Consider the following 26,028-nt stretch of genomic DNA (forward strand, 5'->3'; position numbering starts at 1 on the left):
GCCTCAACGACGAGATCCCGCGCACACGCAGACCCGTGCCGGATCGGCGGGCGATCGCTCAGCGCTTGGGTGGGTCGACGTCGGGCTGGACGAGCTCCTCGACGTTGACGTCCTTGAAGGTGAGCACCTTGACGTTCTTGGCGAACCGCGCCGGCCGGTACATGTCCCACACCCAGGCATCCGACATCGACACCTCGAAGAAGACGTCGTCGGCCTCGGTGCGGGCCTTCACGTCGACCTGGTTGCACAGGTAGAAGCGGCGATCGGTCTCGACGACGTACTTGAAGATGCCCACCACGTCGCGGTACTCGCGGTAGAGGGTGAGCTCCTGTTCGGTCTCGTACTTCTCGAGGTCCTCAGCGCTCATGCCTCAGACTCTAGAGCTTCGCTGGTGGTTCCTCCGACGTCTGGTGGTTCGATCCCGGCGGCCCGCCGGACGTTGACGAAGCGCATCCGGTGCACCTCCGAGGGTCCGTGCTCTCGCAGCGCGGCGCTGTGGTCCTCGGTGATGTAGCCCTTGTGGGTGGCGAAGTCGTAGGCGGGGTACTCGTGGTGCAGGTCGACCATGATCCGGTCGCGCGTCACCTTCGCCAGCACCGACGCCGCCGCCACGCACGCGGCCACCTTGTCGCCCTTCCACACCGCCAGGCCCGGGACGCCGAGGCCGTCGACGGGGAAGCCGTCGCTGAGCACGTAGTCGGGCCGGACGTCGAGGAGCGCGACCGCGCGGCGCAGGGCCTCGACGTTCGCGACGTGCATGCCGAGCCGGTCGCACTCCCCCGGCTCGATGACGACCACCGCCCAGGCGAGGGCCCGACGCACGATCTGGGCGTAGCAGCGCTCACGCGCCGCGGCGGTGAGCAGCTTGGAGTCGGCCAGTCCGGGCACGATCCCGGCCTTGCCCGCGGGCAGGATCGCCGCGCCGGCCACCAGCGGGCCGGCGCAGGCGCCTCGACCGGCCTCGTCGACGCCGGCGACCAGACCGACGCCGTGGCGGCGCAGGGCGCGTTCGAAGCCGTAGATCCCGGCGTCGCGGCGGACGGTCAGGCCGCGGGGCAGCGAGCTCATCGCACCGGCCTCACTGAGGGTCGGGGACGTCGGCGAAGCTGTCGGGACGGTGCAGGAAGGTCGCCCGGCTCGGCGGCCAGGCCACCGCGAACACCTTGCCCACGACGAGCCCGAGGTCGACGTAGGGGTCCTTGGCGCAGTCGACGGCGTCGGGCAGGCACATGTGCATGGTGGAGTCGGCGGAGTCGTCGCGGTGGTCGCCCATCACGAACACCGACCCTTCCGGCACCGGCCCGGCGCTCCACTCGCACCCGACCATCGGCCCGTTGCAGTCCGAGGCCGCCGAGGTGAGCTCGAGGTAGTCCTCGTCGAGCGGCTGGCCGTTGACCAGGATCCGGCCCTGGTCGTCGCAGCACTCGATGGTGTCGCCGGCGATGCCGACGACCCGCTTCACCAGGTGCCCGCCCTCCGGATAGAGCCCCACCTTCGCCAGGGCGCCCTGGACCGGGTTGGTGGACTCCTCGAAGTCGTCGAGCCAGCCGCCGGGATCCTCGAAGACGATCACGTCGCCGCGCTGCGGGCTGCCGCCGAACCAGTAGGACACCTTCTGCACCAGGATCCGGTCGTCCTTGACCAGGCCCGGCTCCATCGAGGCCGACGGGATGTAGAACGCCTGGAGGAAGAACGACTTCACGACCAGGGCGAGCACCATCGCGAGGACCAGCAGGAAGGCGGCCTCCTGCCACAGCGGACGCCGCGGGCGCTGCCGTGGACGACGTCGTCCGGGAACGACGGACGCCCCGTCCGCGGGGGACGGGGCGCTCTCGTCGGTGGTCACACCGGAAGTGTAGGAGGCTGTGGTGCGGGCGCACTCAGCTCTCGCGGCGCTCCTTGATCTTGGCGGCCTTGCCGCGCAGGTTGCGCAGGTAGTAGAGCTTGGCGCGGCGCACGTCACCGCGGGTGACGACCTCGATCTGGTCGAAGATCGGGGAGTTGAGCGGGAAGGTCCGCTCGACGCCGACGCCGAAGGAGACCTTGCGGACGGTGAAGGTCCGGCCGATGCCCGAGCCGTGGATGCGGATCACGACGCCCTGGAAGATCTGGACGCGGGAGCGGTTGCCCTCGACGACCTTGACGTGGACCTTGATCGTGTCGCCGGCGCGGAAGTCGGGGACGTCGTCGCGCTTGTGGACGTTGCCGAGCTCGGCAATGACGTTGCTCATGGTGTCTCCTCGCGAGTGCCACAGGTCAGCCGCGGAACGGATGGATGTTCAGGTGTCGAGTCGCGACCTGGTGGCCGGCGGCGTGAGGCGTCCCCTGTGGCAGGCGCCCGACGCAGTCCCCCCGTGCGTTCCTCGGAGCGGACCTTCGGCCGGTCGGACCGAGGCTCGAGTTTGCCACAGCGCGGTCAGGTGGAGGAAATCGGCTTGACGAGGACCGCAGGACCGGAGCGGCCGTCCAGCACCTCGCGCACGCGATAGCCCGCCTTGCGATACATCCGCAGGTTCGCGGTGCTGTGCTTTCCGGTGAGCAGGCGGTACGACGTCGCCCCGGCCGGCGCGGCCTGCTCGATGAACTCCAGGAGGACTCGCCCGTAGCCGCGACCGCGCAGGTCGGGGGCGATCATCAGGCGACCGATGTCCCACGCCCCGTCGTCGAGCCGGCCGCGGACCGAGCCGACCAGTCGGCCGGCGACGCGCACGACGTAGGTGTCCCAGGACTCGATGGTGGCGACGACGTCGTCGAGGGTCTCGTGGAGCGTCGGGATGCCGAGGTCGTCGTTGACGAGCGCCTCGGTGACCCAGCAGGCCAGTTGCAGGGTGTAGAGCTCCGCGGCGTCGCCGCGGGTGGCGCGCACGATCGGCCACTCCCCCGCCACGGCACTCGGGTGCAGCAGATCGGGTCGGCGCGCCGCCGTCCGGGTGCGCTGCTGCTCGTGGCGCCAGGCGGCGATCCGGCCGTGGTCGCCCGACCGGAGCACGTCGGGGACGTCGAGGCCACGCCAGGAGGCGGGCTTGGTGTAGACGGGGTACTCCAGCAGGCCGTCCTCGTGGGACTCCTCCACCAGGGACTCCGCGTTGCCCATGAAGCCGGGCAGCAGCCGGACGACGGCCTCGGTGATCGCCAGCGCGGCCACCTCTCCCCCGTTGAGCACGTAGTCGCCGAGGCTGACCTCGATCACCTCGGCGACCTCGGCGCGAGCAGCGGCGTGGTCGAGGACGCGCTGGTCGATGCCCTCGTAGCGACCGCAGGCGAAGACCAGCTGGTCGCGGGTGGCCAGGTCGCGGGCCAGCGCCTGGGTGAACGGCCGGCCGGACGGGCTCGGGACGACGAGCGTGGCGCCGGGCCGCACCACGGCGTCGAGGGCCTCGCCCCACGGCTCGGGCTTCATCACCATGCCGGCGCCGCCCCCGTAGGGGGTGTCGTCGACGGTGCGGTGCCGGTCGTGGGTCCACTCGCGCAGGTCGTGGACGGCGACGTCGAGGAGTCCGGACTCGATCGCCTTGCCCGGCAGCGAGAGCGTGAGCGGGGCGAACCAGTCGGGGAAGATGGTGAGGTAGTCCAGGCGCACGGGCCCGTCCTCAGTCCGGGAGGGGGCTGACGAGCCCGGGGCGGTCGGCGACCACGACGCGCCCGCCGGCGACGTCGACCTCGGGCACCAGGACGGCGACGAACGGCACCAGCGTGGCGCGGCCGTCGGTGGCCTTGACGGCCAGCAGGTCCTGGGCGCCGTGGACGACGCCGGTGACCTCGCCGATGACGGTGCCGTCGAGGTCGTGGACCGCGAGCCCGACCAGTTGGTGGTCGTAGAACTCCTCGGGGTCCTCGGGCACCTCGTCGGCGTCGACGCTCGCGTGCAGCACGACGCCGCGCGCGGTCTCGGCGGCGTTGCGGTCGGGGATCTCCTCGAAGGCCACCAGCAGCACCTGCTGGTGCCAGCGGGTCCGGGCCACGGTGAGCGTGGGGTGCGCGAACGCCGACCCGCGCGGCGCCTGTGCCCGCAGCACCGAGCCGTCGGCGAACCGCCGTTCGGGCTCGTCGCTGCGGACGTCGACGGTCACCTCGCCGCGGATGCCGTGGGGCTTGCCGATCCGGCCGACCACGACCTCGATGCTCTCCACGCTGGCGACTCCTGTGACTCGTGCGGTACTTGTGACTCCTGCGGCGTTGCCCGTCACCCATTTTCGCTGACCCGTCAGCTATAGCGGACGGGTCGGCGTGAAATCGACGCTGACCCGTCAGCTATGGCGGACGGGTCAGCGTGGGTGGTACGTCAGCGGCGGCGGTCGACGTCGACGAAGTCGATCTTCGCGCCGTCGCGGCCGGCGAGGGCCGAGATCACGGTGCGGAACGCGGACGCCGTGCGCCCGCCTCGGCCGATCACCTTGCCGAGGTCGTCGGGGTTGACCCGGACCTCGAGGATCGACCCGCGACGCAGCTGCTTGTCGCGGACGGTGACGTCGTCGGGGTTGTCGACGACGCCGCGCACCAGGTGCTCGAGCGCGTCGGCCAGCATCAGCTGTCCGACTCCGCGGACGCGTCGGCCTCAGCGGCCTTGTCGTCCGCCTTCTCGGCCTTCTCCTCGGCGTCGGCAGCCTTCTCGTCGGCCTTCTCGGCCTTCTCCTCGGCCTTCTCAGCCTTCTTGTCGGCCTCGGCAGCCTTCTCGTCGGCCTTCTCGGACTTCTTCGAGGCGGACTTCTTGGTCACCGCGGCGCCACCGGACTCGCCGCCGGCCTCCTTGAGGGCCTCGTTGAAGAGGTCCTGCTTGCTCGGCTTCGGCTCGGCGGTCTTCAGGGTGCCCTCGGTGCCGGCGATGCCCTTGTAGGTCTGCCAGTCGCCGGTGATCTTGAGGATCTTCTCGACGGCGTCGGAGGGCTGCGCCCCCACGCCGAGCCAGTACTGCGCCCGGTCGGAGACCACGCTGATGTAGCTGGGGTCCTCCTTCGGGTGGTACAGGCCGATCTCCTCGATGACCTTGCCGTCGCGCTTCTTGCGCGAGTCGACGACGACGATGCGGTACTGCGGCACCCGGACCTTGCCCAGGCGCTTCAAACGGATCTTGACGGCCACGGTTGTGGTGTCTCCTCAAGGATGTGGTGTGCGGGGTGAAGGCACCGGACACGGGTGGGGAACACCAGGTCGGAGCCTCCGAGGGGCCACGACGCGCCGGAGAGAGGGTCCGGGCACGCGGGACTCAACGCCGAAGTCTGCCAGACGAGGCGGTGGCTTACGAATCTGCGTCGGATCGAGCGCCTCGGCGCGGCAACCAACCGGGCTCGCCGATCATCTCAACGCCATGACCACCCTCGACGCCGTCTCCCCCGCCACCCGCGCCGGCGCACAGATCCCGCGGCGGCTGCGTCTCAGCCAGCGCTACCGCTGGCTCTTCCCGTGGGCGGTGCGGGCGCACCGCGTCCGCAGGCACCTGCAATGGCTGACGTCGTCGAACCGGTGGGCACGTGCTCGCTCGGTCGAGAGCCTGCCCCAGCGCGCCTTCAAGCACGGATCGCTGCTGATGCGCGAGCTGTCGGAGGAGGAGATGGTCCTGCAGCGCAACAAGGTGGTGAATCTGCGCCTCGCCGCGGCGCGCACCGACGGCGTCCTGATCGGTCCCGGAGAAACGTTCAGCTTCAACAAGGTGGTCGGGAACTGCACCCGGCGTCGCGGCTACGTCGAGGGCATGCGCCTCTCGAACGGCGAGGCGGTCGCCGGGGTCGGCGGCGGGATCTGTCAGCTGGCCAACCTGCTGCACTGGATGGTGCTGCACTCGCCGCTGACGGTGGTCGAGCGCAGCGAGCACTCCTTCGACCCCTTCCCCGACAAGGGCCGCGTGCTGCCCTGGGGCGTGGGCTGCTCGATCGTCTACAACTACGTCGACCTGGTGTTCCGCAACGACACCGAGCACACCTTCCAGCTGCGCACCTGGGTGGGCGAGCACCATCTGCGCGGCGAGCTCCGCGCCGACGGGCCGATCGCGACCAGCTACCACGTCGAGGCCCGCGCCGAGGAGTTCGTGGCGGTCGGCGAGGACGTCTACCGCTGCAACGAGATCTGGCGCACCACCGTCGACAAGCGCACCGGGACCACACTCGCCGACGAGTGCGTCAAGAAGAACTGTGCCCTGGTGAAGTACGTGCCCGACGAGAGCCTGGTGCGGCGTCTTCCCCTCTGAGTGACCTACCGGGAGGCGACGACGGCGCCGCGCAGCACCACGCACGCCGGGCGGGTCAGGGTCGTGAGGTCCTCGCGCGGGTCGGCGTCGAAGACCACGAAGTCGGCCGGGTCGCCCTCGTCGAGGCCGGCGTTCCAGCCGAGCCACTCACGCCCCTTCCACGACGCCGCGGCGACGACGTCGGCGGCCGGCAGGCCGAAGTCGATCATGGCCCGGATCTCCTCCGACAGGGCGCCGTGGCGACCCGAGCCGCCGCCGTCGGTGCCGACGTAGAGCGCGACGCCGGCCTCGTGCGCGGCGAGGAGCACGTCGCGGCGGCGTCGGTAGAGGTCCTCCATCGTCGCTGCGTAGTCGGGGAACTTCGCGCGGCCGGCGTCGGCGAACTCGGGGAACTTGGCGGTCTGGAGGACCGTCGGGACCAGTGCGACGTCGCCGGCGACCATCTGCTCGAGGTGGTCCTCGCTCAGGCCGGTGCCGTGCTCGAGGCAGTCGATGCCGGCGTCCAGGAGGCCGCTGAGCACGTCGGTGCCGAAGCAGTGGGCGGTCACCTTGGCGCCGTTCTCGTGGGCCGCCGCGATCGCCGCGGCGAAGTCCTCCGCCGGGAACGACGGCGCCAGGTCGCCGGTGTCGCGCGAGATCCAGTCGCCGACCAGCTTCACCCAGCCGTCGCCGGCTCGGGCCTCCCCCGCGACGGTCTCGACGAGTTCGTCCGGCTCGACCTCGTGGGCGTAGTTGCGGATGTAACGGCGGGTGCGCGCGACGTGCCGGCCGGCCCGGATGAGCCGGGGCAAGTCGTCGCGCTCGTGGACCCATCGGGTGTCGGCCGGCGAGCCGCAGTCGCGCAGCAGGAGCGCACCGCTGTCGCGGTCGGCGATCGCCTGCTGCTCGGTCTCGGCGTCGTCGACCGCGCCGTGGTCCTCCAGGCCGAGGTGGTTGTGCGCATCGACCAGGCCAGGCACGATCCAGCCCTGCGCGACCGTCTCGGCGCCGGTCTGCGGCTCGTAGGTGATCCGCCCCTCGATCACGTACACATCGCGTGCCTCGCCGTCGGGCAGCACCGTTCCGCGGAAGCGTGGAGCCGTCATGGCTCGACCCTAGAGGACCCCGGCCGCCGGTGGTCCGACCCGACGGGCGCTGCTCCGGGCGGTGGCTTGTTACTGACCGTTGTTACCTCTGACCTGCTCTTGCAAGCGCAGGTCAGAGGTAACAACGGTCAGTAACATGCCGGTTCGCTCGCCGACTCCCAGGTTCAGTCGATCTCGCCGAGCAGCCACGAGGGCGTCATGACCGACGCGCCGTAGTGCTCGACCCGGCCCATCAGGATCCGGTCGGCGGTGACGACGGTGACCCGGTCGCCGCGCTCGGCGGCCGACTTGGCCTCCGCGACGATGGTGTCGTCGCCGCTGCCCTTGGCGTGGACGGTGAGCACGTGCCCGTCGCGGCCGGCCCGCACGCCCGGCTTGGCCGCCCCCTCCAGCACGAGCACCACGAGGTCCTGCGGCAGGTCGGCGGTCATGAGTCGCTCGTGGAGCCGCTGCGCGGCGCCGGCGCGGTCCTTCCACCAGCCGTCGGGGCGCGAGCCCACGACGTTCGCTCCGTCGACGATCAGGACCGTGCTCGATGCTGGCATGGCGCCAACCTAACGCGAGACCAGGCCTTCGATGCGTCGCCGCTCCTGCCATCCTGGGCCCCATGACTCGGGCGAGGACGCGGCACGTCCTGACGACGACGGTGCTGCTGCTCGCGCTGACCGCCTGCGGTGACGACGAGCCCGGGTCCGTCGACACCGCGACGAGCAACAGCAGCTCGGCGGCACCGGCGACGCCGTCGACCACCGAGCCCCTGCCCACGTCGCCCACGCCCACATCGCTTACGCCGACACCGACGCCGACGCCGGATCCGACCACCCCCACGACAACCCCACCACTGCGCCCACCACCGCGCGAGGCGTGGGTGCGAGGCGTCGACGCCTCGCACCACCAAGGCGACATCGACTGGCCCCGAGTGGCGCGTGACGACATCGCCTTCGCCTATCTCAAGGCCAGCGAGGGCAGCACGTTCGCCGACCCGCGGTTCGCCGAGAACGCCGAGGGCGCCCGCGAGGCCGGCCTCCGCGTGGGGGGCTACCACTACTTCAGCCTCTGCTCCCCCGGCGCCGCGCAGGCCGACCACTTCGTCGAGGTGCTCCGCGAGGCCGGCGCCGATGCCGGGCCCGCGACGATGCCGCCCGCGGTCGACCTCGAGATCCAGGGGCAGTGCTCGACGCCGCCGGGCCGCGACGACCTGCTCGTGCAGGTGCGGACCTTCCTCGACGACGTCGAAGAAGCCACGGGCTCGAGGGTGGTGGTCTATGAGTACCCCGACTTCGAGGAGGAGTACCGCTTCGCCGACGAGCTCCAACGTCGTCAGTGGGTGCGCCGGCTCGGCGACACGCCACCGGACCGCGCCTGGTGGATCTGGCAGCGTGCCGACGACGCCAGCATCGACGGGATCGACGGCCCGGCCGACCTGAACCTGATCAGAGAGCTCCCGTGACGGCCGTGCGATACACCGGTCGGCTGCGTTGGTGCGCCACAGCCCACCCGCGCCCCGAAGTTCAGGACTCCTCGTCCCGCGCCGGCCGCAAGATCGGCGCTGCGAGTTCGCCGTCCGCGTGCATTGCGTGGATCTCGTCCACCGAGGCACGCAACGCCGACAGCGCACCGGCTCGCAGTCCGGCGCCGTATCTCACGTCGATGCTTCCTTGATGAAGCCGCTCGTAGGAACCGGCCGCGGGCCGATACGACTTGAGGACAAGCTCGTTGATACCCCACTCCTTCGCATGCCCGGTGCGACGACGCCGACCATGATGACGACTGGTGAACCGGTCGTCCGGGATCAGATCGGCACTGATCGCCTGGAGTGCGCGCAGATCGCTCCAGATCGGATCGACCAACAGCGCTGCCTTCACCAGGTGGTAGGCGCTGTAGAACCACGGCACCGCGGCCCATTCGTCACCAGCATCGGCAAGCAAGTCACCGATGCGTCGGTGCCGAGCCGAACGTCCCAGGTGCTCGGCCTCACGCAGTGGAGTGTCGGGCATGGGGCGACGCGGATCAGACCATGCTGAAGTCAGGCTGGCGAGCCGCTGTCGCCTCGGCGGACGAGCTGTCGGGTGTGACGAACCGATAGGAGATCGATACCTCGTCGAGGAACATCTCGCGGATCTCGATCAGCTTGTCGATCGCGTGCTGCTGGAACTCCCACGTGTTCTCCGCGAGACCCAGCTCGATCGCCGCAGCCATGTCGCCTGGATCACCGAACACGTACAGACTCTGCAGTCGGTCCTTCCCGACGTAGGTCACGACGCTCTCGCCGAGCGAAGAGATGAGCGCCTGGAAGTCGTCCATGCCTCGATTCTCCATCAGTCCACCAAGATGCGCGCGACCAGACCGGTGGCCTGTGGATGACCGAATCGCGGCGAGGCCAGCCTCACTTCAAGAACTTGGAGAAGTCCTTGGGCAGGTTGAGGTTGGCCGCGGCGGCCTCGTAGTCGATCTCCTCGTTCGGGACGCCGAAGGCGTTGCCCTTGGCTGCCTCGGCGCGCTCCTTGGCCGCGGCCGCCTCCTGCGCGGCCTTGGCGGGGTTGCCGGAGACGCGGCGGCCCTTGCCCTTCTTCGGCTGCTGCTTGGACTTGCCGCGCTTGCCGCCGCCCATGCCGGGCATCCCGGGCATGCCCGGCATCCCGGGCATCCCGCCACCGCGGGCCATCTGCTGCATCATCTTGCGCGCCTCGAAGAAGCGGTCGACGAGCTGGTTGACGTCGGAGACCTGGCGGCCCGAGCCCTTGGCGATCCGGGCCCGGCGGGAGCCGTCGATCATCTTCGGGTTGTTCCGCTCGGCCGGCGTCATCGACTGGATGATCGCCTGGATCCGGTCGATCTCGCGGTCGTCGAAGTTCTCCAGCTGCTCGCGCATCTGGCCCATGCCGGGCAGCATGCCGAGGATCTTCGACATCGAGCCCAGCTTGCGGACCTGCTGCATCTGGGCGAGGAAGTCGTCGAGGGTGAACTCGCCGCCCTGGCCGCTCAGCTTGGCGGCCGCCTTCATGGCCTCCTCCTGGTCGAAGGCCTTCTCGGCCTGCTCGATCAGGGTGAGGATGTCGCCCATGTCCAGGATGCGCGAGGCCATCCGGTCGGGGTAGAAGATGTCGAAGTCGGTCATCTTCTCCCCCGAGGAGGCGAACATGACCGGGCGTCCGGTGACCTGGCGGATGGAGAGCGCGGCACCACCGCGCGCGTCGCCGTCGAGCTTGGTGAGGACGACGCCGTCGTAGCCGACGCCCTCGAGGAAGGCCTGCGCGGTGGTGACGGCGTCCTGGCCGATCATCGCGTCGACGACGAAGAGCACCTCGTCGGGCTGCACGGCGTCGCGGATGTCGGAGGCCTGCTGCATCAGCTCGGCGTCGACGCCGAGGCGACCGGCGGTGTCGACGATCACGACGTCGTGCAGCTTGCGCTTGGCCTCCTCGATCGAGGCGCGGGCCACGGTGACGGGGTCGCCGGTGCCGTTGCCGGGCTCGGGGGCGAACACGGGGACGCCGACCCGCTCGCCGTTGACCTGGAGCTGGTTGACGGCGTTGGGTCGCTGGAGGTCGCAGGCGACCAGCATCGGGGTCTTGCCCTGCTCCTTGAGCCAGAGCGCGAGCTTGGCGGCGAGGGTGGTCTTACCGGCGCCCTGGAGACCGGCGAGCATGATGACGGTCGGGCCGGACTTGGCGAACCGCAGCCGGCGCTCCTCGCCGCCGAGGATCGTGACGAGCTCGTCGTGGACGATCTTGATGACCTGCTGGGCCGGGTTGAGGGCGGCGCTGACGTCCTCCTCGCGGGCGCGCTCCTTGACGGCGGCCACGAACTCCTTGACCACCGGCAGTGCGACGTCGGCCTCGAGCAGCGCGATGCGGATCTCGCGCGCGGTGGCGTCGATGTCGGCCTCGGAGAGCCGTCCCTTGCCGCGCAGGTTCTTGAAGGTGCTGGCGAGACGGTCGGAGAGAGTGGCGAACACAGAAGTCCTCAGGCAGTGGCTCTAGGCGGCGGCTCCGGCGGAGCACACGTCAAGACACCAGACTAACTGCGCTTGCCTTAGGTTGAGGACGTGACCGTGTTCCTCGCCATCGTCGGCGGCCTCGCCCTGGTCGTCCTCGCGGTGTGGTTCGGCCATCGCTCGCTCGGCTCGGCCGGCCCGACGAGCAGCGGCGGGAACGCGTTGGGCGGCTTCGACGTCTTCGATCCCGGCCGGGCCCGTGCTCGCGACGACCTCGACTCCAAGGAGCACGAGGGCGAGGCGCTTCCGGCCCCGAACGACGAGGACCTGCCGGTGCGGGTCGACCTGGGCTCGGGCACTGTGCGCATCCGTAAGCCCTCTCCCGCTCCGGGCTCCGAGCCCGACCCCGAGACCCCTGAGGACGCCGGCTCGGCCGAGTGAGCCCGGCCACCTCAGCCGCCCAGCGCCTCCCGGACGGCGTGCGCCGCCTCGGCCGCGCGGGTCTCCGAGAGCGCACCGGCGGCGTTCTCGCGCAGGTAGAACACGTCGACCGCCTGCGGCCCGAGTGTCTCCACGTGGGCCGAGGCGATCGTGACGTCGAGTCGCGCCAGCGCCGCGCAGACCAGGTGGACGACGCCGGGCCGATCGGCCGCGCGCACCTCCAGGACGGTGGAGCGTCGACTGGCCTCGGGCCGGACGACGACGCCGGGCTCGGGCTCGCCGGCCGGGCGCAGGCCGCCGAAGCGGGCCCCGGGGTCAACCCGGCCTGCCCGGACCGCGGCGTAGCGCCGCCGCACGAGCGCCGCGTCGACCGGGACCAGCGGGTCGGCTGCCAGCTCCCAGGTCGAGCTGCACCAGTGCCCGTGGGTCCACACGCGGGCCGACCGGATCGGCATCCGGAGCAGCGCGAACGTCGCGGCCAGGTCGGCGAGCAGGCCCACCTGGTCGGCGGCGGTGACGGTGACCCGGGTGCCGTCCTCGCCGGGCTCGACCGCGACCGCGACGGAGTCACGGTCCGGGTCGACGGGCACCGCCCGGAGGTCTCGGGGGTCGGGGTACGGCGGCGGGTCCCCCGACATGACGGCGCCGGCCCGAGCGGCGAGAGTGCGCACCAGACCGGCCCGCCACGACGTCCACGCCTGAGGGGCGGTGGCGCGCGCGTCGGCCTCGGTGAGGGCGAGGAGCAGGGCGAGCGCCTCGCGTGCCGGCACGGCCGGGGGGACGTGCTCGGTGATCAGGTCGACGGTCGCGGGGTCGTCCGGGTCGCGTGTCGTGGCGACCGAGGCGAGGAGCAGGTGCCGGCGCACCAGGAAGGCGACCAGGTCCACGCCCTCGGCGTCGAAGCCCATCCGGGTGGCGGCCGCGCGGGCGATCGGCTCGCCGGCGACGCTGTGCTCGAGGAGACCGCCCTTGCCGATGTCGTGCAGCAGCGCGGCGACGAGCAGGACGTCGGGGCGCCCCACCGTACGGATCAGCGCGGCAGCCTCGATGCAGGTCTCGACCAGATGGCGATCGACGGTGAACCGATGGATCGCAGAGGCGTGCGGCAGCAGGCGGACCCGCTCCCACTCCGGCAGGATGCGCCGCAGCGCGCCGGTCTCCTCCAGCGTCTCCCACACCTCCAGCAGGCCCGGCCCCGCGGCCAGGAGGCGCACGAGGAGACGACGGGCCTCCTCGGGCCAGGGGTCGGGCAGCGCAGCGCCGTCGCGGACCAGCCGGGCCGCGGTGGACGGCGCCAGCGCGACGCCCCGCTCGGCGGCCGCCGCGGCGGCGCGCAGCAGCAGCAGCGGGTCGGCGGCCGGGTCGGCCCGCCGGTCGAGCACCACCTCGCCACCGGACAGCGCCACGCCCGGGGCCAGCGACTCGAGCAGCGGACGACGGGCGCGCCCGGACGCCGGGCGCGCCAGGACGCCGTCGATGCGACGCCACGCGAGCCGGTTCAGGTGGGTGATCAGCCGTCCGGCCTCGCGGACCCGGCGCTGTGCGGCCGTGGCGGCGACCTCCCCCACCCCGAGCCCGAGCGCCTCGCCGAGCGGTTCCCAGGTCTCCGGGGCGATCCGGTCGGTGGCTCGCCCGGCGACCTCGTGGACGACGTCACGCACGTCGAGCAGCACCTGCCGCGCCCGCTCGAGATCGGTGTGCGGCACGTCGACCAGCCAGGTCGCCACCACCCCGCGCAGGGCGGTGGCATCGCGGAGCCCGCCGGCCGCCTCCTTGAGGTCGGGGACCGACCGGTGGGCCAGCTCCCCGATCACCCCGTGCCGCTCGCGCATCGCGCGCCGGCTCTCCGGGAGTCGCTCGCGGGCTCCGCGCCGCCATTCGGCGAGCATGGTGGTGCGCAGCCGCAGCGTGAGAGCTGGGTCGCCGGCCAGGTGCCGGGCGTCCAGCAGGCCGGAGGCGACCCGGTGGTCGGCCGCGGCGGCCTCGACCATCTCGGGCAGCGAGCGGACCGCATGGTCCAGACGCGCGCCGGCGTCCCAGATCGGGTACCAGACCTCCTCGGCCAGCGTCGCGAGCCCGACCCCGACGTCGTGGACGAGCACGACGTCGAGGTCGGAGTACGGCGCGAGCTCGCCGCGGCCGTAGCCGCCGACCGCCACCAGAGCCACTCCCGAGTCGGGCCCGGCGCACTTCTCGTAGGCGGCCGCGCACAGCGCGTCGGCGGCCTCGGTCCGGGCGGCGCGGTCGGCGGCGGTCACGTCACAGGGCGTCGACGTCGCGGTCGCCGGTGCGCACGCGCAGCACCGTCTCCACAGGGCTCACCCACACCTTCCCGTCACCGATCCGCCCGGTCTGGGCGGTCTTGGCGATGATCTCGACGACGTCGGCGGCATCGGCGTCGTCGACCACGATCTCGATGCGGATCTTGGGCACCAGGGCGATGTCGTACTCCGCGCCGCGGTAGACCTCGGTGTGACCCTTCTGACGGCCGTAGCCGCTCACCTCGCTGACCGTCATGCCGGCGACGCCGAAGGTCTCCAGCGCCTCGCGGACGTCCTCCCACTTGTGCGGCTTGATCACCGCGGTCACCAGCTTCATGCCTGGGCTCCTTCCTCGGTACGGGCGATGGGCGGGGCGGAGCGGGTCAGGACGCTGCCGGGGGTCCCCGACCGACTGCCGGCGTGCAGGTCGTAGGCGCTCTCGCCGTGCTCGGCGAGGTCGATCCCGCCGACCTCGTCCTCCTCGCTGATCCGCAGGCCGAGCGTGTACTTCAACGCCAGCCCGATGATCGTGGTGAGGACGCCGGAGTAGGCGACGGCGACGAGCACCCCGAGCACCTGGTCGGTCAGCGAGCCGAAGCCGCCGCCGTAGAGCAGGCCGTCGACGCCGCCCGCGCCCTCGGCGGTGGAGAAGATGCCGATCAGGACGGTGCCGACGATGCCGCCGACCAGGTGGACGCCGACGACGTCGAGCGAGTCGTCGTAGCCGAGCCTGAACTTCAGGCCGACCGCCCAGGCGCAGACCCCGCCGGCGATCGCGCCGATCGCGACCGCGCCGCTGAGGTCCACCGCTCCGGCGGCCGGGGTGATCGCGACCAGACCGGCGACGATCCCGGAGGCGGCACCGAGCGAGGTGGCCTTGCCGTGCAGGACCCGCTCGACCAGCAGCCAGCCGAGGATGGCCGCCATGGTGGCCAGGGTCGTGTTGGCGAACGTGCGCCCCATCTCGGCGGTGATGTCCTGGTCGCCGACCACGACGGAGCCGACGTTGAATCCGTACCAGCCGAACCACAGCAGGCCGGCGCCGAGCATCGTCAGGGTGAGGTTGTGCGGTCGCATCTTGTCCTTGGGCCATCCGTGCCGGCGGCCGAGCAGCAGCACCAGGACGAGCGCGGCGACACCGGCGTTGATGTGGACCGCGGTGCCGCCGGCGTAGTCCTGGGCGCCGATGCGGCCGCAGATCAGCGAGTCCTCGGTGCAGCTGAACACCATGTGCGCCATCGGGAAGTAGACGATGACCGCCCAGATCGGCACGAACAGCACCCAGGCCGAGAACTTCATCCGGTCGGCCACCGCGCCGCTGATGAGCGCGCAGGTGATGATCGCGAAGGTCATCTGGAACATGACGCCGATGTAGCCGGCGGTGCCGACGCCGTCGAGCCAGAACAGCTTGAACGGATCGGCGAAGAACGTGCCGTCGCCGCTGAAGCCCATCGACCAGCCGACCGCGACGTAGGCGATGCCGACGATCGCGGCGGCGACGTAGGACATCATCATCATGTTCAGCACGGACTTCGAGCGGGTCATCCCGCCGTAGAAGAGTGCGAGTGCGGGCACGGTCATCATCAGCACGAGCGCCGTCGCGACGATCATGAAGGCGGAGTAGCCGTCCACAGGACCTCCATCGGTGTGTCGGTGGGGCCGTGGAGGTGCGCGACGGCGTTGTCGACTCCGCTGCGGCCCGGATGCACCGAACCCTCGCGCCGGCACGTTTCGGTCGACGCCGCCGCGTGTTGCGGGCAGGTAACGGACTCCGGTGGGGTGTTACGAGTCGGTGTCCGGGTCGGTGTCCGGGTCGAGGGTCGGGCCCACGTGGCACAGCATCGGCCCGACCTGCTCCAGGTCGGCCTTCACGGCCTGCTCCAGCCGCTCGGTGAGCCCCTCGGCGTCGTCGGGCACGCAGGCCAGCCCGACGTCGAGTGCGATCAGGTCCGCGCGCAGCAGCTTCGGGGAGGGCCTGCGCTGGCCCGTCCACGTGCGGTAGAGCCGCACGCGCGACTCGGTCAGCTCGTCCGCCTCGGGCACGTTGCTCAGGTAGAACTGGCGCGGCACGACCGGGAACCGCTCGGTGGTGTAGATGTTCAGGGCGCTCATCAGCTCAGGTGGCAGCATCCACGGACCTGCGGCGGTCTCGTGCTCCATCCGATCCATCAGCAGGGCGACGTCGTCGAAGGCGTCGGGAGGTAGCTTCCACTGCGGCGATGCGGTCAGCCGGGCCCCCACCGACGCCGACCACTGCGGCGTCCCGACCAGCGCCAGAGCCGTCGCCGCACCGGCGACCACCGCGATACCGGCCATGGCCGCGCGAGAGGGACCGACCTCGCCGAGCCACGAGATCGCTCGTGCGCCGAGAAGGCCGACGAACGCGGCGAGCGGCGCGACGAGGAACAGCCGCCAGGCGACAGGCCCGGCGCCGGTGACCACGTTGACGAGATCGAAGACGCCGGGAAGCAGCGCCGCGAGCGCGGCGAGGGCACAGCATCCCGCGAGCAGTGCCACCTGGGCCCGCACCGCCAGGACCGCGCCGACCAGGGCGGCGATGCCGACCAGCGCGAAGGCCGTGTGCGGCCCCACCAGCACCGCGAACGCCTGTGCGCGCGGCATCGGGATCGGCGCCTCGCCACCCACGGCGGGACCGAGGGCGACCACGACGCCCGCGACCAGCGGACCGACCAGGAACGCCACTGCGCCGAGGGCCAGCCGAGCGGAGCGGGCGAGGGCGGCAGCGACGAGCGCGGCTCCGGCTACCGACATCGCCATCAACGGGGCGGCGCTGGTGAGGCCGACGAACGCGATGCCTGCGGCGAGCAGCAGCCCGTATCGGTACCGGTCGTGGTCGCGCCCCTCGAGGAGCCGTCCCAGGTGCACCAGGACGATCGGGATCAGCACGCACGTGGCGATGACCTTGCCCTGCCAGATGCGTCCGATGGAGTAGTTGCCGACGACGTGCTGGGCGCTGATCAGCAGGTATCCGACGGCGATCGCGAAAGCGGCCAGCGGCAGCGCCGGGGCCCAGGCCCGGATCAGTCGCCACAGCGCCCAGCCGAGGAGGAAGGCCAGGAAGGGCACCGCCCACAGGTAGGTGACCGCACCGTTGCGGACGCCCGCGAGGTCGGCCAGGGCGCCGAACAGGGTCTCGATCGAGGACAGCGGGAGTCCCCCGCCGTAGATCGAGTCGAGCGTCTCGGGGCCGAACATGGTGTCGCGCAGGGCCGGGACGCCGTGTTCGGCGACCCAGGTGCCGCGGTTGACGTAGAACACGTCGTCGGCATCCGGTCGCACCAGCAGGGACGCCAGCACCCCGAGCCCGAGGCAGATCGCGCCCGCGACGGCCTGCTCGACGCGCGCCCAGGAGCCGTCGGGGATCGGGTCCTGCGCGGTGACGGTCGTCGCAGCGGGCGTGCGCCGCCGGTTCCACAGGAGCAGGATCGACCCGGCGACGGCGAGCACCACGGCCGGCTCGACCCCGAGCGAACCGCGCGCGATCACCGCGATCGCCAGGACCGCGACGTAGACCCCCGCGAGCGCCGGCACCAGCCATCGCGGTCGTCCTGGCGTCGTCGCCGGCAGCGGGCCGTCGTCCTCGACGGGCTCCCGCGCCTCCGCGGCTGCGGCGACCCCGCCGGCGCGCGCCTCGCGCCGGGCGCCGAGGCCGATCGCTACGATCGCGACGCCGATCCACACCGCCGCCGGTACGAACGCCGAGCCGCGCGCGGCGAGCACCACCTCGTAGGTCAGCGTCCACAGCGCGAAGGCCACGATGAGCCCATCGCAGCCGCCGTCGACGAGGCGGGTCGCGAGCGGGGCGCGGGCCGCGGCCGCAGGCCTGGGCGGGTCCGAAGCGGCCGTCGCGTCGTCGTGCTCGGGGTCGGTGGTCATCGGCAGGTCATCGAGGGATGGTCCTCGACTCACTCCTCAGGTCGGCGGATCGGCGACTCCAGCACCACGGGAAGGTAACCGTAGACTGCGCGCCATGCCAGCCGAACCGCGGCCAGCGCCGAGGGTGCTGGTCATCGTGCCTGCATGGAACGAACACGAGACTGTGGGCGACACCGTCCGCGGCGTACGGGCCATGCACCCCGACTACGACATCCTCGTGGTCGACGACGGTTCCGGCGACGACACCGCGCACGTGGCACGTGACGCGGGAGCGATGGTGGCGCAGCTGCCGTTCAACCTCGGCGTCGGGGGCGCGATGCGCACCGGCTACCGGTACGCCGTGCGCCACGGCTACGACGTCGCCGCCCAGCTCGACGCCGACGGGCAGCACGACCCGGCCTATCTCGACAAGCTCATCGGTCGGCTCGAACTCAGTCCGGACCGCAGGCCCAGCCTGCTCCCGGTGAGCGAGCGCCCGGCCGGCAAGGACGACGGCAGCGCCGAGCGCGGCCCCGACATCGTCATCGGCGCTCGGTTCGCCGGCGTCGGCGACTACAAGGTCGGCCTCATGCGCGGCCTGGCGATGCGACTGCTCGCGCGGACCCTCAGCCGGCTCGGCCACACCCGGCTCACCGACGTCACCAGCGGTTTCCGGGTGGTCAACCGGCGCGCGATGGCGGTCTTCGCCACCCACTACCCCGCTGAGTATCTCGGCGACACGGTGGAGTCCCTGGTAATCGCGCTGCGGTTGGGCTGCCGGGTCGAGCAGGAGCCGGTGGCGATGCTGCCGCGGGCAGGCGGAGTCGCCAGCCAGAGCCCCGCCAAGGCAGCGATCTACCTGGTGCGCGCCGTGGTCGCCCTCGGTCTCGCGCTGGTACGCCGCTGGCCCGCCGCCCTGGAGACCCCGCCCCAGGAGGCGGTGTGAGCAGCAACTACCTGCTCGGCCTGATCGGCGCGCTGATCACGCTGGCGGTGCTCTTCGAGCTGCTGCGCCGGCGTCGGCTGCGCGAGAAGTACGCACTGCTGTGGGTCGTGGTGGCACTGCTCACCCTCGTCGTGGCGATCTTCCCCGCCACCTTGGAGTGGGCCGCGCGGCTGGTCGGCGTCGAGGTGCCGGCCAACCTGCTGTTCTTCCTGGCCAGCATGCTGCTGCTGCTGGTGAGCATCCAGCACAGTCAGGACCTCGGCCGGCTCGACGAGCGGACCCGCTCGCTGGCCGAGGAGGTCGCGCTATTGCGCATGCGGGTCGAGCGAGGCGACCTCGCACGCCCCGAGCCCTCCCGCGAGCCCTTCCACGAGTCGAGCCATGAGCCCGCCGCAGAGCCCGATGAGTGAGCCGGTGAGCACACGGGCGCCCCGTACTACCGCGCTGGTCCTGGCCTATGGCGACGAGCCCGTGCTCGTGGAGTGCGTGGAGGCGATCTTGTCCTCCGAGGACGTCGACGTCGACGTGGTGCTGGTCGACAACGGCTGCACCTCCGGCGCGGTCGACGAGCTCGCCGGACGGCCGGGGATCACCGTGGTGCGGCCCGGCGAGAACACCGGGTTCGCGGGCGGATGCAATCTCGCCGCTCGGCACGCACGCGGCGAGGTGCTGGTGCTGGTGAACGGCGACGCCGTCGTCCGACCGGGCGCGATCGCGGCCCTGTCCCGCGCCGCCTGCCTCCCCGGAGCCGGCCTGGCGACGTCCAGCCTGCGCCTGTACGAACGGCCCGACCACATGAACTCCGCCGGGAACCCGGTGCACTACCTCGGCCTGTCGTGGGCCGGCGGCCTCGGCGACCCGGCCACCGCGCACGCCGAGCCGCGCGACGTCGCCTCCGGCAGTGGCGCCGCACTCGCCGTCCGTCGCGACACCTGGGAGGCCCTGGACGGCTTCTGGGAGCCGATGTTCGCCTACTGCGAGGACGCCGAGCTGAGCCTGCGCTGCTGGCAGCGCGGCCTCAATGTCCGCTACGTGCCGGACGCCGTGGTGCTGCACCGCTACGAGTTCAGCCGCAACCCCACGAAGAACTATCTGCTCGAGCGCAACCGGCTGCTGCTGCTCCTGACGCTGCTGGAACGCCGCACCCTCCTTGCGATCCTCCCGCCGGTGGTCGGCCTCGAGCTCGCGATCTGGGCGATCGCGGCGCGTCAGGGGTGGGGCCGGGACAAGGTTCGCGGCTGGCGCTGGATCTGGCAGCACCGGCGCGAGGTCCGGGCGCGGCGCGCCGAGGTGCAGGCGGCACGGACCCGCACCGACGCCGACCTGCTCCCCGGACTCCTCACCGGCCGCGTCACCCCCGGGGAGGACACCGGGCTCAGCGTGCCGGGTCCGTTGAACGCGCTCGCAGCGACCTACTGGTCCCTGGTGCGTCGAGTCGTCCTGCGCTGACCCGGCGACCTACCATCTACCGGTGCCCGGCGCCGACGCCGGCGCCGAACAGCCCCCCACACCCGACGAGGAGGACTCAGTGGGCTCGGATGACCACTGTTCCCACCTCGACGAGCTCACCCTCGCTCGCGAGGAGCTGGCCCGCAGCCGCTCCGAGCTGGAGCGCACCGCCGAGGCCCTCGCCTCCTCGCGTGAGGAGCACGATCGTCTCCGTGCCCGGGCGCGCGACCTGGCCGAGTCGACCGACCGGCGGCTGCGCGAGCAGCCCCCGGCCCGCGCCGGGCTGACCCGGCGGGTCCGGAAGGCACCCGACGACGAGGCGGCGCAGGTGGAGCTGCTGCGGTCCTCCGACCTCTTCGACCCCGCGTGGTACCTCCTGGCGCACCCCGAGGTCGTCGACACCGGCCTGGACCCCGCCCGCCACTACCTGCGCCACGGTGCGGCCGACGGCTGGGACCCCTCGCCCGCCTTCAGCACCGACGGCTACCTCCGTGAGCACCCCGACGTCGCCGCGGCCGGCACCAACCCGCTGGTCGCACGGCTGCGACGGCAGGCCCGGAAGGGTCGGGGACGCCGCCGCGGCGGAGACTCCGGCGCATGACGGCGGCGACCGACGTCCCTCCGGCCGCACTGCCGCCCGCCGAGGTCGCCGTCCTCGACGACGCCACCCGCGCCCGCTTCGTCGTCGACTCCGGCTGGTTCGACGCCGAGTGGTACGCCGAGCGGCACCGCGACGACCCCGAGGCGGTCCGCGACCCGCTGGCCCACTGGCTCGGCGCCGGCTCGGCGAGCGGCGCGGCCCCCGGGCCGCGGATCGACGCCCTCGCGGCCCAGCGAGGCGAGCGGGTCACCGTCACCGGGATCGAGCGCGACGCCCCCTCGCCCGACGACCCGCAGCTGCGCCGCGACATCGCCGTCGTCGAGGCCAGCGGCCTGTTCGACGAGGCCTACTACCTCTCTCAGCTCGACGACGACGAGGACCTCGACGGGGCGACGCCGCTGGAGCACTTCTGCCGGCTCGGGTGGCGCGAGCTGCTCCGCCCGTGCCGCGGTTTCGACGTGTGGTGGTACTGGAGCACCCACCTCGACCCCGCCGGCGAGACGCTCGACCCGTTCGTCCACTACCTCGTCGCCGGACGCGCGGCCGGACTCACCGGTCGTCCGACGAGCCTGGCGACCACCGGCGGGTGGCGGCACCCCGACGACCAGCCGGTGCGCCGGATCTGCCTGTTCGCCGGGTTCGACGCCGGCGGCGTGCTCGACGAGACCGTGGTCGACTACGTGCGCGACCTGAGCCGGTTCGCCGACGTCTACTACCTGTGCGACAGCTATCTCCCGCCCGCGGAGCTTGCCAAGCTCGACGGGATCGTCCGCGGGGCCTGGGCGATCCGGCACGGCTGCTACGACTTCGGCTCCTACGCCATGCTCGCCCACGAGCTCGTCGGCTGGGACACCGTGTCGTCCTACGACGAGCTGCTGTTGGTCAACGACTCCTGCTACCTGCTCCGCCCGCTCGACGACGTCTTCGCGACCATGGACGCGCGCGCCGCCGACTGGTGGGGACTGCAGGCGACCAAGGGCATCGCCGCGACCCGCGACGCGCCGTCGAACGCCTTCACCGAGCCGATCCCGCTCGACGAGGCCCGCACCGACTACCTCCCGCGCTGGGAGGACGACGACGTCTACGACTTCCACGTCGGCAGCTACTTCCTCGCCTACCGGCGCCCGGTGCTGGACGATCCGCACTTCGCCCGGCTGCTGGAGTCGGTGCACCGGCAGCGCGGCAAGGCCGCGATCATCCACAAGTACGAGATCGGGCTGACCCACACCCTGCTCGCCGGCGGTCACGCGGTCGACACCTACCTCGACGCCGTCTACCCCTTCCACCCGCTGTTCACCGCGTGGCACTTCGAGCTCATCGCCGGGGGGTTCCCGCTCCTCAAGCGCTACCTGATCTACCAGAACCACTACGACGTGCCCGATCTGCATTCCTGGCGTGAGCGGGTCGCGGCGCTGGTGCCCGAGGCGGACCTCGACCCCGTGGAGGCCCACCTGCACCGGGCCGCCCCGCACGACCGGCTGACCCGCAGCTTCGCGATCCGGACCACGACCGACGGCTCGGTGAGCAAGCCGGAGCTGCTGGTCGACCGGGCGTTCCGCCGAGCCGACAAGCAGACGCCGAAGGACCCGACCTGGTGGGCGTTCCCGGTCTGCCCGATCGAGGGGACCCTGCCGGCCAACAGCCGCGCGATCCTCGAGGAGGTCCGGCACGACCCGGCGATCACCAAGGTGGTGCTCACCCGGGCCCATCGCATCGACCTCGACGGCGCCCATGTGCAGGTGCTCCCGCTGCTGAGTCCCGAGGGACAGGACGCCCTGCTGCGCTCGGGCTATGTGTTCATGAAGGGCCAGCCACGACGCACCGTCGGCGAGCGGCTCTCCCCCGACCACCGGCAGATCCTGGTCCGCGACGGCCTCAGCGTGGAGTCGGGACGCACGGTCTTGCCACGCACCCGGTCGATGGCCCGGCTCCCCGCGGCCCGCTGGCACGCCGCGCTCACCGCCTCGCCCCTCGACCAGCTCGTCGTCGTCGGCGCCAACTATCCGATCCGGTATCCGCAGGGGCTGCGCACCGGTGTGCCTGCCCACGACTTCCTGGTGCGCCCGACGGCGGAGCTTCCTCCGGAGATCGCCGACCAGGAGCAGCGGCTGCGGGCCGAGCTCGACGGCCGCCCGCTGGTCCTGCTCGCCGTAGCGTCGCGCGGGCGCGACCGGCCGGCGTACCGGTTCGCGGCCGAGGAGGTGACCTGGCTGGCTCAGCGGGCCGATCGCACCGGAGTGGTCCTCGGCGTCCGCGAGCACTCCCACGACCTCGACCGCCCCTACGCGGCGCAGCTGCCGTTCGCACTCGACCTCTCCCACCACCGCTATCCGCTGCTGCACGCGGTGCTGCGCGCCTCCGACGCGGTCCTCACCGACTACGCGAGCGCCGCGTTCGACCTGCGCGCGGCGACCGGCCGGCCGGTGGTGAGCTTCGTGCCCGACCTCGCCGACCTGCGGGTGCGTCTGGCGCTCGATCTCGAGCACGTCTTCCCCGGTCCGGTGTGCCGCACCTTCGCCGAGCTCGCGCCGGTCCTCGACGCGCTGCTCGAGCCACTTCCCGCCGCCGACGCCGAGCGGTACGAGCGGCGTGCCCGCCTGCTCGCCGACCCACCCGACGGTGCGAGCGCGGCGCGGGTCGTCGCCCTGCTCCGAGAAGAGATCGCCGCCGCCGAGACCGGAGCCGTGGCGTGACCAACGACGACTACCAGGTGCTGCTGAAGCGGCTGGCCGCCACCTGGCTCGACCTGCGCCGTGCCGACCCCGACGCCGCTGCGAGCCTCCTCGGCGAGGCCTTGGAGCACGGCGTCGAGTCGATCGACCCCGACACCCTGGCCCCGGAGCGCGCGCTGCCCGGTGCCCGGCGGCGTCGGTTCGAGGCGGCCGTGATGCGAGCCGCCGGCGCCTTCGACGCCGAGGGCTACCTCGCGCACGAGATCTCGGCGCTCGACCCCGGCACCGACGCCTACGACCACTTCTGCTCACGCGGCTGGCGTTCGATGGCCAACCCCAGCCTCGACTTCGACGTGTGGTGGTACCGCTTCGAGTACCTCGGCCTCGACGAGCAGCGGATCAACCCGCTGGTCCACTACCTCCTCCACGGCAGGCATCGCGGCGCTCTCCCACGGCCCGAGCAGCACGCGGAGCGAACCCCGGCGGCGGCTTCCTCACCACGCCGGATCTGCCTGTTCGCCGGCTACGACGTCGACGGCGTCGTCGACGACTACGTCGTGGCCTATCTGCGCGAGCTGAGCCGCTTCGCCGACGTCTACTACCTCGCCGACGGCCACCTCAGCGACGACCAGCTGGCGCGGCTCGCCCCGGTGACGCGCGGCGCGTGGGCCCGGCGCCACCGTGCCTACGACTTCGGGTCGATCGCCCTGCTCGCCGACGAGCTCGTCGGCTGGGACGTCATCGACACCTACGACGAACTGCTGATCGCCAACGACAGCGGCTACCTGCTCCGTCCCCTGGACGAGGTCTTCGCCCGGATGGACGCGACGCCGTGCGACTGGTGGGGCCTGCAGGCCACCAAGCGCGACGTCGAGGGACCGCCCGGCCACGGCCCGGCCCTGACCGACGACCAGACGCACGCCCTCGTGGGACGCCCCGAGTGGCACCAGGTGCACCAGCTCCACGTGAGCTCCTACCTGCTGTGCCTGCGCGCGCCGGCCTTCCGGGAGCCGGGAGTGCGCAGGCTGCTCGCCGCCGTGGTTCCCGAGAAGCTGAAGAGCCAGGTGATCCTCAAGTACGAGATCGGCCTGAGCCGGGTGCTGCTGGCCGCCGGGCACCGGTTCGCCACCCTCGTCGAGGGCCTGTACCCCTACCACCCGCTCTACACCGCGGACTTCTTCGATCTCGCCGCGGACGGCTTCCCGCTGCTCAAGCGCAACTTCATCTCCGACAACGCCCGCGACGCCCCCGACCTGGCGCGTTGGAAGGAGCGGGTGCTGGAGGCCGCGCCCGAGGCCGACGTCGAGATGTTCGAGCGCAACCTGCTGCGCGTCACCGCCGACGACCGGCTGCACCGAAGCCTGAGCATCACCACCCGACCCGACGGCACGGTCGAGGTGCCCACCCGGCTGACCGACGAGGAGGTGCTCGCGCTCGACGCCGCGACACCGACCTACGACCACTGGTGGGCCTTCCCGGTCTGCGCCTACGACCACACCTTCGCCGGCAACGAGCGCGCCGTCTTCGAGGAGATCCGCAACGATCCCTCGATCAAGAAGATCGTGCTCACCCGCTCGCGCCGGGTCGAGGTGAGCGGCGAGAACGTCGTCGTGGTGCCACTGCTGAGCCCCGAGGGCCAGTGGCACGCCGTCCGCTCCCGCTTCGTGTTCGTCAAGCACGCCCCGCGGATCAACCTGCCCTACCCGCTGGTGCCCGAGGCCCACGACTTCGTCAACCTGTGGCACGGCATCCCGCTCAAGCGGTTCGGGATGGCCTCCTTGGAGGCACCGGCCGTGGCCGACACGATCATCGAGCACCACCGCGCCTGTCGCAGCGTCATCACCTCCTCGGCCGCCGACACCCTCGCCATGGCCGCGGCGTTCTACCCGCTGACCACCTCCCACATGTGGCAGACCGGTCTGCCCCGCAACGACTTCGTGGTGCGCCCCACCGCCGACCTGCCCGCCGACCTGGCCGCGCAGCGCGAGCGGCTGATCGCCGAGGTCGACGGGCGCCGGCTGGTGATGTTCCTGCCGACGTTCAAGAAGGACCAGGCCGACGCCTACTACCGGTTCACGCCCGAGGACCTCGAGCGGCTCGAGGCATGGATGCGCCGTCACGACGCCGTCCTCGGGATCCGCGAGCACATGGCGGACCAGGCGCGCGTCTACTCCTCGATGCTCGCCCCGCTGAACCCGATCAACCTGTCCTCGCGGCGCTACCCCGACCTCGAGGTGCTCTACGCCGCCGCGGACGCGCTGATCAGCGACTACTCCAGCTGCCTGGTCGACTTCATGCTCACCGGCAAGCCGGTCCTCAGCTTCGCCTACGACCTCGAGCGCTACTCCGGGGAGGAGCGCGGGCTCTTCTACGACCTCGACGAGGTGCTCCCCGGCCCGGTCTGCCGGACCGCGGCCGAGCTCGCCGACGCCCTCGACGACGTCTTCACCCCGCTGACCGCGGCCCAGCGCGAGGAGTACGACTGGAAGCGGCGGCTCTTCTTCGAGCACCTCGACGACGGCAATGCCCGGCGCGTCGTCCGCCGGGTCAAGGAACTGGCCCTCGGCCGCTGACCCAAC

The 26,028-nt window shown here is 71.9% G+C and carries 26 protein-coding genes; 9 read left to right on the plus strand and 17 right to left on the minus strand.

All coding sequences use genetic code 11. From position 1 onward, the window contains the following. Nucleotides 1-58 precede the first annotated feature (58 nt). The 8 genes from WMR31_RS13705 to rpsP all read right to left on the minus strand — a co-directional run bounded on the left by WMR31_RS13705 (nucleotide 59) and on the right by rpsP (nucleotide 5,079). On the minus strand, nucleotides 59-367 hold the full coding sequence (locus tag WMR31_RS13705; protein WP_340539411.1) for a DUF2469 domain-containing protein: 309 nt from the start codon (nucleotides 365-367) through the stop codon (nucleotides 59-61). Continuing rightward, complete coding sequence (locus tag WMR31_RS13710; protein WP_340539412.1) at nucleotides 364-1,068, minus strand: ribonuclease HII; 705 nt, start codon at nucleotides 1,066-1,068, stop codon at nucleotides 364-366. Before WMR31_RS13710 ends, WMR31_RS13705 begins: the two co-directional genes overlap by 4 nt. Nucleotides 1,069-1,078: 10 nt before the next feature. Continuing rightward, complete coding sequence (gene lepB, locus WMR31_RS13715; RefSeq protein ID WP_340539413.1) at nucleotides 1,079-1,846, minus strand: signal peptidase I; 768 nt, start codon at nucleotides 1,844-1,846, stop codon at nucleotides 1,079-1,081. A 34-nt stretch (nucleotides 1,847-1,880) separates the two neighbouring features. Continuing rightward, complete coding sequence (gene rplS / locus WMR31_RS13720; protein WP_340539414.1) at nucleotides 1,881-2,231, minus strand: 50S ribosomal protein L19; 351 nt, start codon at nucleotides 2,229-2,231, stop codon at nucleotides 1,881-1,883. A 185-nt stretch (nucleotides 2,232-2,416) separates the two neighbouring features. Next, on the minus strand, nucleotides 2,417-3,580 hold the full coding sequence (gene trmD, locus WMR31_RS13725; RefSeq protein WP_340539415.1) for a tRNA (guanosine(37)-N1)-methyltransferase TrmD: 1,164 nt from the start codon (nucleotides 3,578-3,580) through the stop codon (nucleotides 2,417-2,419). A gap of 10 nt (nucleotides 3,581-3,590) precedes the next feature. Then, a complete protein-coding gene (rimM, locus tag WMR31_RS13730; RefSeq protein WP_340539416.1) occupies nucleotides 3,591-4,130 on the minus strand; it encodes a ribosome maturation factor RimM in 540 nt (179 codons plus the stop codon). 152 nt (nucleotides 4,131-4,282) lie between these two features. Beyond that, nucleotides 4,283-4,525 carry an RNA-binding protein gene (locus tag WMR31_RS13735; protein WP_340539417.1) on the minus strand — a complete coding sequence of 81 codons (243 nt, stop codon included), beginning with the start codon at nucleotides 4,523-4,525 and terminating at the stop codon, nucleotides 4,283-4,285. Next, nucleotides 4,525-5,079 carry a 30S ribosomal protein S16 gene (gene rpsP / locus WMR31_RS13740; RefSeq protein ID WP_340539418.1) on the minus strand — a complete coding sequence of 185 codons (555 nt, stop codon included), beginning with the start codon at nucleotides 5,077-5,079 and terminating at the stop codon, nucleotides 4,525-4,527. Before rpsP ends, WMR31_RS13735 begins: the two co-directional genes overlap by 1 nt. Nucleotides 5,080-5,305: 226 nt before the next feature. Here rpsP and WMR31_RS13745 point away from each other — a divergent pair, with 226 nt between their 5' ends. After that, on the plus strand, nucleotides 5,306-6,181 hold the full coding sequence (locus WMR31_RS13745; protein WP_340539419.1) for a VanW family protein: 876 nt from the start codon (nucleotides 5,306-5,308) through the stop codon (nucleotides 6,179-6,181). Nucleotides 6,182-6,186: 5 nt separating this feature from the next. On the opposite strand, the gene WMR31_RS13750 is transcribed toward WMR31_RS13745, so the two are convergent. Next, complete coding sequence (locus WMR31_RS13750) at nucleotides 6,187-7,266, minus strand: amidohydrolase family protein (RefSeq protein WP_340539420.1); 1,080 nt, start codon at nucleotides 7,264-7,266, stop codon at nucleotides 6,187-6,189. A gap of 164 nt (nucleotides 7,267-7,430) precedes the next feature. Further along, the gene (locus WMR31_RS13755; RefSeq protein ID WP_340539421.1) at nucleotides 7,431-7,811 is read right to left on the minus strand and encodes an NYN domain-containing protein; all 381 of its coding nucleotides are present in this window, start codon (nucleotides 7,809-7,811) and stop codon (nucleotides 7,431-7,433) included. Between the two features lie 62 nt (nucleotides 7,812-7,873). Here WMR31_RS13755 and WMR31_RS13760 point away from each other — a divergent pair, with 62 nt between their 5' ends. Next, nucleotides 7,874-8,716, plus strand: coding sequence for a GH25 family lysozyme (locus WMR31_RS13760; RefSeq protein ID WP_340539422.1), 843 nt, complete (start codon nucleotides 7,874-7,876; stop codon nucleotides 8,714-8,716). A 61-nt stretch (nucleotides 8,717-8,777) separates the two neighbouring features. Here WMR31_RS13760 and WMR31_RS13765 read toward each other — a convergent pair whose 3' ends face one another. From WMR31_RS13765 to ffh, 3 genes are all read right to left on the minus strand, one after another. Further along, complete coding sequence (locus WMR31_RS13765) at nucleotides 8,778-9,131, minus strand: hypothetical protein (RefSeq protein ID WP_340539423.1); 354 nt, start codon at nucleotides 9,129-9,131, stop codon at nucleotides 8,778-8,780. Nucleotides 9,132-9,276: 145 nt separating this feature from the next. Then, nucleotides 9,277-9,570 (minus strand): hypothetical protein, encoded by a 294-nt coding sequence (locus tag WMR31_RS13770; protein ID WP_340539424.1) that lies wholly within the window; start codon nucleotides 9,568-9,570, stop codon nucleotides 9,277-9,279. An 82-nt stretch (nucleotides 9,571-9,652) separates the two neighbouring features. Further along, on the minus strand, nucleotides 9,653-11,224 hold the full coding sequence (gene ffh / locus WMR31_RS13775; protein ID WP_340539425.1) for a signal recognition particle protein: 1,572 nt from the start codon (nucleotides 11,222-11,224) through the stop codon (nucleotides 9,653-9,655). Between the two features lie 90 nt (nucleotides 11,225-11,314). Here ffh and WMR31_RS13780 point away from each other — a divergent pair, with 90 nt between their 5' ends. Beyond that, nucleotides 11,315-11,644, plus strand: a complete 330-nt coding sequence (locus WMR31_RS13780) for a hypothetical protein (RefSeq protein ID WP_340539426.1) — start codon at nucleotides 11,315-11,317, stop codon at nucleotides 11,642-11,644. A gap of 11 nt (nucleotides 11,645-11,655) precedes the next feature. Here the strand turns inward: WMR31_RS13780 and WMR31_RS13785 are convergent, their stop codons facing one another. From WMR31_RS13785 to WMR31_RS13800, 4 genes are all read right to left on the minus strand, one after another. Continuing rightward, nucleotides 11,656-13,902 (minus strand): [protein-PII] uridylyltransferase, encoded by a 2,247-nt coding sequence (locus WMR31_RS13785; protein WP_340539427.1) that lies wholly within the window; start codon nucleotides 13,900-13,902, stop codon nucleotides 11,656-11,658. Nucleotide 13,903: 1 nt separating this feature from the next. Continuing rightward, the gene (locus WMR31_RS13790; RefSeq protein ID WP_340539428.1) at nucleotides 13,904-14,242 is read right to left on the minus strand and encodes a P-II family nitrogen regulator; all 339 of its coding nucleotides are present in this window, start codon (nucleotides 14,240-14,242) and stop codon (nucleotides 13,904-13,906) included. Next, nucleotides 14,239-15,537, minus strand: coding sequence for an ammonium transporter (locus WMR31_RS13795; RefSeq protein ID WP_340539430.1), 1,299 nt, complete (start codon nucleotides 15,535-15,537; stop codon nucleotides 14,239-14,241). The genes WMR31_RS13790 and WMR31_RS13795 overlap by 4 nt, the downstream gene beginning before the upstream one ends. 150 nt (nucleotides 15,538-15,687) lie before the next feature. Further along, nucleotides 15,688-17,802 carry a DUF6077 domain-containing protein gene (locus WMR31_RS13800; protein ID WP_340539431.1) on the minus strand — a complete coding sequence of 705 codons (2,115 nt, stop codon included), beginning with the start codon at nucleotides 17,800-17,802 and terminating at the stop codon, nucleotides 15,688-15,690. Nucleotides 17,803-17,896: 94 nt separating this feature from the next. Between WMR31_RS13800 and WMR31_RS13805 the strand changes: the two genes are divergently transcribed. The 6 genes from WMR31_RS13805 to WMR31_RS13830 are packed head-to-tail and all read left to right on the plus strand — an operon-like array spanning nucleotide 17,897 to nucleotide 26,022. Next, nucleotides 17,897-18,727 (plus strand): glycosyltransferase family 2 protein, encoded by an 831-nt coding sequence (locus WMR31_RS13805; protein ID WP_340539432.1) that lies wholly within the window; start codon nucleotides 17,897-17,899, stop codon nucleotides 18,725-18,727. Next, nucleotides 18,724-19,137: a DUF2304 domain-containing protein gene (locus WMR31_RS13810; RefSeq protein ID WP_340539433.1), complete on the plus strand. Its 414-nt coding sequence runs from the start codon at nucleotides 18,724-18,726 to the stop codon at nucleotides 19,135-19,137. Before WMR31_RS13805 ends, WMR31_RS13810 begins: the two co-directional genes overlap by 4 nt. 4 nt (nucleotides 19,138-19,141) lie before the next feature. After that, on the plus strand, nucleotides 19,142-20,176 hold the full coding sequence (locus WMR31_RS13815) for a glycosyltransferase family 2 protein (protein ID WP_340539434.1): 1,035 nt from the start codon (nucleotides 19,142-19,144) through the stop codon (nucleotides 20,174-20,176). Nucleotides 20,177-20,198: 22 nt separating this feature from the next. Next, nucleotides 20,199-20,777: a hypothetical protein gene (locus WMR31_RS13820; RefSeq protein ID WP_340539435.1), complete on the plus strand. Its 579-nt coding sequence runs from the start codon at nucleotides 20,199-20,201 to the stop codon at nucleotides 20,775-20,777. Further along, entirely contained in the window at nucleotides 20,774-23,470 is a 2,697-nt protein-coding gene (locus WMR31_RS13825; protein ID WP_340539436.1) for a CDP-glycerol glycerophosphotransferase family protein, read from the plus strand. Before WMR31_RS13820 ends, WMR31_RS13825 begins: the two co-directional genes overlap by 4 nt. Next, nucleotides 23,467-26,022, plus strand: coding sequence for a CDP-glycerol glycerophosphotransferase family protein (locus tag WMR31_RS13830; RefSeq protein ID WP_340539437.1), 2,556 nt, complete (start codon nucleotides 23,467-23,469; stop codon nucleotides 26,020-26,022). Before WMR31_RS13825 ends, WMR31_RS13830 begins: the two co-directional genes overlap by 4 nt. Nucleotides 26,023-26,028: the final 6 nt, after the last annotated feature.

It is taken from the genome of Nocardioides epinepheli, assembly GCF_037936805.1.
GTDB lineage: Bacteria > Actinomycetota > Actinomycetes > Propionibacteriales > Nocardioidaceae > Nocardioides.

What these genes read in the sequence shown, in the direction of transcription:
- WMR31_RS13770 (WP_340539424.1), bottom strand. Translation starts at nt 9,570, where the DNA reads ATGGACGACTTCCAGGCGCTCATCTCTTCGCTCGGCGAGAGCGTCGTG.
- WMR31_RS13760 (WP_340539422.1), top strand. Translation starts at nt 7,874, where the DNA reads ATGACTCGGGCGAGGACGCGGCACGTCCTGACGACGACGGTGCTGCTG.
- rplS (WP_340539414.1), bottom strand. Translation starts at nt 2,231, where the DNA reads ATGAGCAACGTCATTGCCGAGCTCGGCAACGTCCACAAGCGCGACGAC.
- WMR31_RS13755 (WP_340539421.1), bottom strand. Translation starts at nt 7,811, where the DNA reads ATGCCAGCATCGAGCACGGTCCTGATCGTCGACGGAGCGAACGTCGTG.
- WMR31_RS13710 (WP_340539412.1), bottom strand. Translation starts at nt 1,068, where the DNA reads ATGAGCTCGCTGCCCCGCGGCCTGACCGTCCGCCGCGACGCCGGGATC.
- WMR31_RS13825 (WP_340539436.1), top strand. Translation starts at nt 20,774, where the DNA reads ATGACGGCGGCGACCGACGTCCCTCCGGCCGCACTGCCGCCCGCCGAG.
- WMR31_RS13790 (WP_340539428.1), bottom strand. Translation starts at nt 14,242, where the DNA reads ATGAAGCTGGTGACCGCGGTGATCAAGCCGCACAAGTGGGAGGACGTC.
- WMR31_RS13735 (WP_340539417.1), bottom strand. Translation starts at nt 4,525, where the DNA reads ATGCTGGCCGACGCGCTCGAGCACCTGGTGCGCGGCGTCGTCGACAAC.
- WMR31_RS13745 (WP_340539419.1), top strand. Translation starts at nt 5,306, where the DNA reads ATGACCACCCTCGACGCCGTCTCCCCCGCCACCCGCGCCGGCGCACAG.
- WMR31_RS13805 (WP_340539432.1), top strand. Translation starts at nt 17,897, where the DNA reads ATGCCAGCCGAACCGCGGCCAGCGCCGAGGGTGCTGGTCATCGTGCCT.
- WMR31_RS13750 (WP_340539420.1), bottom strand. Translation starts at nt 7,266, where the DNA reads ATGACGGCTCCACGCTTCCGCGGAACGGTGCTGCCCGACGGCGAGGCA.
- WMR31_RS13800 (WP_340539431.1), bottom strand. Translation starts at nt 17,802, where the DNA reads ATGACCACCGACCCCGAGCACGACGACGCGACGGCCGCTTCGGACCCG.
- WMR31_RS13705 (WP_340539411.1), bottom strand. Translation starts at nt 367, where the DNA reads ATGAGCGCTGAGGACCTCGAGAAGTACGAGACCGAACAGGAGCTCACC.